The sequence below is a fragment of the Streptococcus sp. 10824 genome, from assembly GCF_013276595.1.
Taxonomy (GTDB): Bacteria; Bacillota; Bacilli; order Lactobacillales; family Streptococcaceae; genus Streptococcus; species Streptococcus pseudopneumoniae.
In genome coordinates this window covers 1-8417 of the sequence record NZ_VMLH01000146.1, presented here as the reverse complement: position 1 = coordinate 8417, position 8417 = coordinate 1, and the positions used below count along the sequence as shown (strand labels likewise).

The window sequence follows — 8417 nt, the reverse complement described above, 5'->3', positions numbered from 1 at the left end:
CGGCAAGGTGACGTTGACGTGGTTTGAATTAGTATAAAATGGTTTGTTTTGGAAAGATTAAAGCTAAAGGATGACGCGTAGGAAGTCTGTTTGGTGAGGAGGATAATTTTATGGAGTTTTTTGATAAATTTCATGCCTTGTGTTTTGGATTTTTAGTACTAATAATCGTCATTACAGTTCCTTATACGATTAACCACGGGGATTTTTTTCAAAATGAATCTGAATTGATTATTGTAAGTCTTCTAGTAACCTCGCTGAGTGTTGTTTATGCTAGAAAGTTTGAAATGATTTCTTTTGGGATGTTAAGCAAGAAACAACTTTTACTTTTCATTGCAATCTTTCTTCTAAGTGTACTTGAGACGCTGGTTTATATTCATTTCTTCGCTATTTCTTCTGGCGCAGGAGTTCAACACTTGGCGGAAGTCAGCAGAGGAATTTCTCTGTCTTTGATTTTGACTACCTCAGTTTTTGGCCCCATCCAGGAGGAACTCATTTTCAGAGGACTTCTTCAAGGTGCCGTTTTTGACAATTCTTGGTTAGGGCTTGTGTTGACTTCCTCACTCTTTTCGTTCATGCATGGTCCTTCTAATGTACCTTCGTTTATTTTTTATCTACTTGGGGGCTTGTTGCTGGGCTTTGCTTATAAAAAGAGCCAAAACTTATGGGTTTCTACTCTAGTCCACATGTTTTACAACAGTTGGCCACTCTTATATTATTTATAAAAATTATGAAAAGGTAAGTAGGAGATGGTGCTTGCCTTTTTCAAGTTATAATGATAGCCTGAGCCAATTGAGATGCTTTTCTTTGAGAATCGGGCGTGGAGCGGTTGACGAATAGGCCAAAAACTAGTAGAATAGTAAGGAAACTTTATACGGAGGAAAGAAATGGATTTGGGTGATAATGAGCTAACACTGACTCCCATACCTGGGAAAAGTGGCAAGGCTTATATGGGTAGCTATCCTGATGGGAAGCGTATCTTTGTAAAAATGAACACCTCTCCAATCCTACCTGGTCTAGCTAGAGAACAAATTGCTCCACAATTATTATGGAGTCGCCGTTTGGCAGATGGACGTGATATGTGTGCTCAAGAATGGTTGACAGGCAAGATATTGACCCCATATGATATGAATCGTAAGCAAATCGTCAATATTTTAACCCGTCTTCATCGCTCACGTCCGTTGATGACACAGTTGAGTCGTTTGGGCTATGCCATGGAAACACCTGTAGATTTACTGCAGTCTTGGCAAGAAACGGCTCCAGATGCTTTGCGTAAAAATCATTTTATCAGTGAAGTGATGGCTGATTTACGTCAGACTATTCCAGGATTTAGAGAGGACCATGCGACCATTGTCCATGGAGATGTACGACATAGTAATTGGATTGAGACAGACAGTGGCTTGATTTATTTGGTGGATTGGGATTCGGTTCGCTTGACCGACCGCATGTTTGATGTGGCCCATATGCTCTGCCATTATATTCCAGAACATCAGTGGAAGGAATGGTTGACCTACTACGGTTACAAGTACAATCAAACGGTATTAAGTAAATTGTATTGGTATGGTCAATTGTCTTATTTGAGCCAGATTTCCAAGTATTATATGAACCAAGATTTAGAAAATGTCAATCGGGAGATCCATGGCTTGCGTCACTTCCGAGACAAGTATGGAAAGAGAAGATGAGAGTTAGAAATCGTAAAGGGGCGACAGAATTACTAGAGGCAAATCCCCAGTATGTGATCCTCAATCCCTTGGAAGCCAAGGGAAAATGGCGGGACTTGTTTGGCAATGACAATCCCATTCATGTGGAAGTTGGAAGTGGAAAGGGTGCCTTTGTTTCAGGTATGGCTAAGCAAAACCCTGACATCAACTATATCGGGATTGATATTCAAAAGTCTGTTTTGAGCTACGCTTTGGACAAGGTTCTTGAAGTTGGAGTACCGAATATTAAGCTCTTGTGGGTAGATGGTTCTGACTTGACTGACTATTTTGAAGACGGTGAGATTGATCGTTTGTATCTGAACTTTTCAGATCCTTGGCCGAAAAAACGTCATGAAAAGCGTCGTTTGACCTACAAGACCTTCTTGGATACCTTCAAGCGTATCTTGCCTGAAAATGGAGAAATTCATTTCAAGACGGATAACCGTGGCTTGTTTGAGTACAGTCTAGTGAGCTTTTCTCAGTATGGCATGAAGCTCAACGGTGTCTGGCTTGATTTGCATACCAGTGATTTTGAAGGCAATGTCATGACAGAATACGAGCAAAAATTCTCCAACAAGGGGCAAGTTATCTACCGAGTTGAGGCAGAATTTTAAGAAATAGCCTGAAATCAGGCTGTATAAGTGCTTTTGCTTTACATAAGTTGGCAAATGTGCTATACTAAGAGTAAGAATATGAGAAAGAGAGGCGGGGAAATATCTTCGCCTCTTGCTTATGAGGAGGTGGACGCAATCGCAACAATCGTAGAATTAGTCAGAGAAGTTGTAGAACCTGTCATTCAATCACCTTTCGAACTCGTGGATATCGAGTATGGAAAGATTGGCAGTGACATGATTCTCAGTATTTTTGTAGATAAACCTGAAGGAATTACCTTGAACGACACGGCAGACTTGACAGAAATGATCAGTCCTGTCCTAGACACCATCAAGCCAGATCCCTTCCCAGAACAATATTTCCTAGAAATCACCAGTCCAGGCTTGGAACGTCCTTTGAAAACCAAGGATGCCGTCGCTGGAGCGGTTGGGAAATACATCCATGTCGGGCTCTACCAAGCCATCGATAAGCAAAAGGTCTTTGAAGGAACCTTGTTGGCCTTCGAAGAGGACGAGTTGACTATGGAATATATGGACAAGACGCGTAAGAAAACCGTCCAAATTCCATACAGTTTAGTATCAAAAGCACGTTTAGCAGTTAAATTATAGAAAAAGAAAGGATAGCTTTTGAGGATTCAAAAGTGAAGAAAACATGAGTAAAGAAATGCTAGAGGCCTTCCGCATTTTGGAAGAAGACAAGGGAATCAAAAAAGAAGATATCATCGACGCAGTAGTAGAGTCGCTTCGTTCCGCTTATCGCAGACGCTATGGTCAATCAGACAGCGTAGCTATTGACTTTAACGAAAAAACAGGTGACTTTACCGTTTATACTGTTCGTGAAGTGGTTGATGAAGTATTTGATAGCCGTTTGGAAATCAGCTTGAAAGATGCTCTTGCCATCAATTCAGCCTATGAACTTGGCGACAAGATCAAGTTTGAAGAAGCACCTGCTGAGTTTGGTCGTGTAGCAGCCCAATCTGCCAAACAAACCATCATGGAAAAAATGCGCAAGCAAACACGTGCCATCACTTACAATACTTACAAAGAACATGAGCAAGAAATCATGTCTGGTACAGTAGAACGCTTTGACAACCGCTTTATCTATGTTAACCTTGGCAGTATCGAAGCCCAATTGTCAAAACAAGACCAAATACCTGGAGAAGTTTTTGCTTCTCATGATCGTATTGAAGTTTATGTCTACAAGGTTGAAGACAACCCTCGTGGTGTCAATGTCTTTGTTAGCCGTAGCCATCCAGAAATGATCAAACGCTTGATGGAGCAAGAAATTCCAGAAGTTTATGACGGAACAGTTGAAATCATGAGCGTAGCTCGTGAAGCTGGTGACCGTACTAAGGTTGCTGTTCGTAGCCACAATCCAAACGTGGATGCTATCGGTACAATCGTTGGACGTGGTGGAGCGAATATCAAGAAGATTACTAGCAAGTTCCACCCAGCTCGCTACGATGCCAAGAGCGACCGTATGGTACCAATTGAAGAAAATATCGACGTTATCGAGTGGGTAGCAGATCCAGCTGAATTTATCTACAATGCCATCGCTCCTGCGGAGGTTGACCAAGTTATCTTTGATGAAAACGACAGCAAACGTGCCTTGGTGGTCGTTCCTGATAACAAGCTTTCTCTTGCCATCGGTCGCCGTGGACAAAACGTTCGCTTGGCGGCTCACTTGACTGGTTACCGTATCGACATCAAGTCTGCTAGCGAATTTGAAGCCATGGAAGAAGCTGCTTCAGTAGAGTTGGAAGTAGAAAACGATACTGTAGAAGAATAAAAGCTGCTAGAGGAGGGAAAGATGAAAACGAGAAAAATCCCTTTGCGCAAGTCTGTTGTGTCCAATGAAGTGATTGATAAGCGTGATTTGCTCCGCATTGTCAAGAACAAGGAAGGGCAAGTCTTTATCGATCCGACAGGCAAGGCTAATGGCCGCGGCGCTTATATCAAGCTAGACAATGCAGAAGCCTTAGAGGCGAAAAAGAAGAAGGTCTTTAACCGTAGCTTTAGCATGGAAGTGGAAGAAAGCTTTTATGACGAGTTGATCGCTTATGTGGATCACAAAGTGAAAAGAAGAGAGTTAGGACTTGAATAAGCAAAAGATAAGCAATCTCTTGGGGCTTGCTCAACGAGCAGGGCGTATCATATCGGGTGAAGAATTGGTGGTCAAGGCCGTTCAAGACGGCAAGGCCAAGTTGGTCTTTCTAGCCCATGATGCTGGACCCAATCTAACCAAGAAGATTCAAGATAAAAGTCATTATTATCAAGTAGAAATTGTAACCGTGTTTTCAACACTGGAATTAAGCATAGCAGTCGGGAAATCGAGAAAGGTTTTGGCTGTAACAGATGCTGGATTTACAAAGAAAATGAGGTCTCTTATGGAATAGAAGAGGAGGACATGATTTGTCTAAGAAAAGATTGTACGAAATCGCAAAAGAACTTGGAAAAGAAAGTAAAGAAGTTGTAGCGCGTGCAAAAGAGTTGGGCTTGGATGTGAAAAGCCACTCATCAAGTGTGGAAGAAGCTGTCGCTGCAAAAATCGCTGCCAGCTTTAAGCCTGCAGCTGCTCCGAAAGCAGAAGCAAAACCTGCAGCACCAAAAGCAAGTACAGAAAAGAAAGCCGAAAAATCTGAGCCAGCTAAACCAGCTGTAGCTAAGGAAGAGGCAAAACCTGCAGAGCCAGTCGCTTCGAAAACAGAAAAAGTAGCAGCTAAACCGCAAAGTCGTAATTTCAAGGCTGAGCGTGAAGCTCGTGCCAAAGAACAGGCAGAACGACGCAAGCAAAATAAGGGCAATAACCGTGACCAACAACAAAACGGAAACCGTCAGAAAAACGAAGGTCGCAATGGTGGAAAACAAGGTCAAGGCAACCGCGATAATCGTCGCTTTAATGATCAAGCTAAGAAACAGCAAGGTCAGCAAAATCGAGGAAATGAACGCCGTCAACAAGAGGATAAACGTCCAAATCAAGCGGCTCCACGTGTTGACTTTAAAGCCCGTGCAGCAGCCCTAAAAGCAGAGCAAAATGCTGAATATGCACGTTCAAGTGAGGAACGCTTCAAGCAGTATCAGGCTGCTAAAGAAGCCTTGGCTCAAGCTAACAAACGCAAGGAACCAGAGGAAATCTTTGAAGAAGCGGCTAAGTTAGCTGAACAAGCGCAACAAGAACGGCAAGTTCAAGCAGTGGTTGAACTTGCTCCTGTAGCTAAAGAAGCGCCAGTGGATACACGTCGTAAGAAACAAGCTCGACCAGACAAAAATCGTGACGATTATGATCACGAAGAAGATGGTCCTAGAAAACAACAAAAGAATCGAAGTAGTCAAAATCAAGTGAGAAATCAAAAGAATAGTAACTGGAATAACAACAAGAAGAACAAAAAAGGCAATAACAAGAACAATCGTAATCAGACTCCAAAACCTGTTACAGAGCGTAAATTCCATGAATTGCCAACAGAATTTGAATATACAGATGGTATGACCGTTGCGGAAATCGCAAAACGTATCAAACGTGAACCAGCTGAAATCGTTAAGAAACTCTTTATGATGGGGGTCATGGCCACACAAAACCAATCTTTGGATGGGGAAACCATTGAACTCCTCATGGTGGATTACGGTATCGAAGCCAAACAAAAGGTTGAAGTGGATAATGCCGACATCGAACGTTTCTTTGTCGAAGATGGTTATCTCAATGAAGATGAATTGGTTGAGCGTCCACCAGTTGTAACTATCATGGGACACGTTGACCATGGTAAAACAACTCTCCTAGATACCCTTCGTAACTCTCGTGTTGCGACAGGTGAAGCAGGTGGTATCACTCAGCATATCGGTGCCTACCAAATTGTGGAAAATGGTAAGAAGATTACCTTCCTTGATACACCAGGACACGCGGCCTTTACATCTATGCGTGCGCGTGGTGCTTCTGTTACCGATATTACGATCTTGGTCGTAGCGGCAGATGACGGGGTTATGCCTCAGACTATCGAAGCCATTAACCACTCAAAAGCGGCCAACGTTCCAATCATCGTAGCCATTAACAAGATTGATAAACCAGGTGCTAACCCAGAACGCGTTATCGGTGAATTGGCAGAGCATGGAGTTATGTCAACTGCTTGGGGTGGAGATTCTGAATTTGTTGAAATCTCAGCTAAATTCAACCAAAATATCGAAGAATTGTTGGAAACAGTCCTTCTTGTAGCTGAAATCCAAGAACTCAAGGCAGACCCAACAGTGCGTGCAATCGGTACGGTTATCGAAGCGCGCTTGGATAAAGGAAAAGGTGCGGTCGCAACCCTTCTTGTACAACAAGGTACCTTGAATGTTCAAGACCCAATCGTTGTCGGAAATACCTTCGGTCGTGTCCGTGCTATGACCAACGACCTTGGTCGTCGTGTTAAAGTTGCTGGACCATCAACACCAGTCTCTATCACAGGTTTGAACGAAGCACCGATGGCGGGTGACCACTTTGCCGTTTACGAGGATGAAAAATCTGCGCGTGCAGCAGGTGAAGAGCGTGCCAAACGTGCCCTCATGAAACAACGTCAAGCTACCCAACGTGTTAGCCTTGAAAACCTCTTTGATACCCTTAAAGCTGGGGAACTCAAATCTGTTAATGTTATCATCAAGGCCGATGTACAAGGTTCTGTTGAAGCCCTTTCTGCCTCACTTCAAAAGATTGACGTGGAAGGTGTCAAAGTGACTATCGTCCACTCAGCGGTCGGTGCTATCAACGAATCAGACGTGACCCTTGCCGAAGCTTCAAATGCCTTTATCGTTGGTTTCAACGTACGCCCTACACCACAAGCTCGTCAACAGGCAGAAGCTGACGATGTGGAAATCCGTCTCCACAGCATTATCTATAAGGTTATCGAAGAGATGGAAGAAGCCATGAAAGGGATGCTTGATCCAGAATTCGAAGAAAAAGTTATCGGTGAAGCAGTTATTCGTGAAACCTTCAAGGTGTCTAAAGTGGGAACTATCGGTGGATTTATGGTTATCAACGGTAAGGTTGCCCGTGACTCTAAAGTCCGTGTTATCCGTGATGGTGTCGTTATCTATGATGGTGAACTCGCAAGCTTGAAACACTATAAAGACGACGTTAAGGAAGTTACAAACGGCCGTGAAGGTGGATTGATGATCGACGGCTACAATGATATTAAGATGGATGATGTGATTGAGGCCTATGTCATGGAAGAAATCAAGAGATAAGATTTTTTGCTCCTTTCTTAGGTGGTGAGGGACGCAAGCAAACCGATGGTTTCATTGCTTATTTTTGAGCCTAGGGTCTCAAAAATCCCCTGTGATGGGACTGATAAATCAGTTCCATCACTTTCACCACGGCGAAAGAAGCAGATGACTTCAAATTGAACTTCGTTTCAATTTAAACTGAAAATCAAGAAGTTTAAAATAGCTAGGTCTGCTGGCCTAGCTTTTGGTTCAAAGTAGAGAAAGGAATATCATGGCAAATCATTTCCGTACAGATCGTGTGGGCATGGAAATCAAGCGTGAAGTCAATGAGATTTTGCAAAAGAAAGTCCGTGATCCACGTGTCCAAGGTGTGACCATCACAGATGTTCAGATGCTGGGTGACTTGTCTGTTGCCAAGGTTTATTACACCATTTTGAGTAACCTTGCTTCGGATAACCAAAAAGTCCAAATCGGGCTTGAAAAAGCAACTGGTACCATCAAACGTGAACTTGGTCGCAATTTGAAATTGTACAAAATCCCAGATTTGACCTTCGTCAAAGACGAGTCCATCGAGTATGGAAACAAGATTGACGAGATGCTACGCAATCTGGATAAGAACTAAGAAAGAGGGGTTGCCCCTCTTTTTTGGTGGAGAAAAAGGCAATAAAACATGATGGGGGAATCTTTCTAGACTTATACTCAATGAAAATCAAAGAGCAAACTAGGAAACTAGCCGCAGGCTGTACTGGAGTAGGGCAAGGTGAAGCTGACGTAGTTTGAATTTGATTTTCGAAGAGTATTAAAAATTATTAAAAAGATTTATAAAATTTAGATAGTGTGATATTATGAGATAAAGATACAAGAGAAAGAGGTATTTATATGGCTGAACAAGACTTAGCTATGCAAGTATTGCAAC

General features: G+C 42.7%; 9 protein-coding genes. All 9 read left to right on the top strand.

Annotated elements, in window-relative coordinates; translation table 11 throughout:
• The first annotated feature begins 110 nt into the window (after positions 1-110).
• Positions 111-722: a type II CAAX endopeptidase family protein gene (locus HT701_RS10840; protein WP_172931530.1), complete on the top strand. Its 612-nt coding sequence runs from the start codon at positions 111-113 to the stop codon at positions 720-722.
• A 162-nt stretch (positions 723-884) separates the two neighbouring features.
• Positions 885-1679: a phosphotransferase family protein gene (locus tag HT701_RS10835; protein WP_016399198.1), complete on the top strand. Its 795-nt coding sequence runs from the start codon at positions 885-887 to the stop codon at positions 1677-1679.
• A complete protein-coding gene (trmB, locus tag HT701_RS10830) occupies positions 1676-2311 on the top strand; it encodes a tRNA (guanosine(46)-N7)-methyltransferase TrmB (RefSeq protein WP_172931529.1) in 636 nt (211 codons plus the stop codon). The genes HT701_RS10835 and trmB overlap by 4 nt, the downstream gene beginning before the upstream one ends.
• A gap of 126 nt (positions 2312-2437) precedes the next feature.
• Positions 2438-2917, top strand: a complete 480-nt coding sequence (gene rimP, locus HT701_RS10825; protein ID WP_025170680.1) for a ribosome maturation factor RimP — start codon at positions 2438-2440, stop codon at positions 2915-2917.
• Between the two features lie 43 nt (positions 2918-2960).
• Positions 2961-4097 (top strand): transcription termination factor NusA, encoded by a 1137-nt coding sequence (gene nusA / locus HT701_RS10820; protein WP_172931528.1) that lies wholly within the window; start codon positions 2961-2963, stop codon positions 4095-4097.
• A 21-nt stretch (positions 4098-4118) separates the two neighbouring features.
• Entirely contained in the window at positions 4119-4412 is a 294-nt protein-coding gene (locus tag HT701_RS10815) for a YlxR family protein (protein WP_000857562.1), read from the top strand.
• A complete protein-coding gene (locus HT701_RS10810; protein ID WP_172931527.1) occupies positions 4405-4704 on the top strand; it encodes a YlxQ-related RNA-binding protein in 300 nt (99 codons plus the stop codon). Before HT701_RS10815 ends, HT701_RS10810 begins: the two co-directional genes overlap by 8 nt.
• Positions 4705-4720: 16 nt before the next feature.
• On the top strand, positions 4721-7522 hold the full coding sequence (gene infB / locus HT701_RS10805; RefSeq protein ID WP_172931526.1) for a translation initiation factor IF-2: 2802 nt from the start codon (positions 4721-4723) through the stop codon (positions 7520-7522).
• A gap of 250 nt (positions 7523-7772) precedes the next feature.
• A complete protein-coding gene (gene rbfA, locus HT701_RS10800; protein ID WP_001273603.1) occupies positions 7773-8123 on the top strand; it encodes a 30S ribosome-binding factor RbfA in 351 nt (116 codons plus the stop codon).
• Positions 8124-8417 lie beyond the last annotated feature (294 nt).

Coding starts and splice junctions, on each gene's coding strand:
- HT701_RS10840 (WP_172931530.1), top strand. CDS start 111: ATGGAGTTTTTTGATAAATTTCATGCCTTGTGTTTTGGATTTTTAGTA.
- trmB (WP_172931529.1), top strand. CDS start 1,676: ATGAGAGTTAGAAATCGTAAAGGGGCGACAGAATTACTAGAGGCAAAT.
- rbfA (WP_001273603.1), top strand. CDS start 7,773: ATGGCAAATCATTTCCGTACAGATCGTGTGGGCATGGAAATCAAGCGT.
- HT701_RS10815 (WP_000857562.1), top strand. CDS start 4,119: ATGAAAACGAGAAAAATCCCTTTGCGCAAGTCTGTTGTGTCCAATGAA.
- HT701_RS10835 (WP_016399198.1), top strand. CDS start 885: ATGGATTTGGGTGATAATGAGCTAACACTGACTCCCATACCTGGGAAA.
- nusA (WP_172931528.1), top strand. CDS start 2,961: ATGAGTAAAGAAATGCTAGAGGCCTTCCGCATTTTGGAAGAAGACAAG.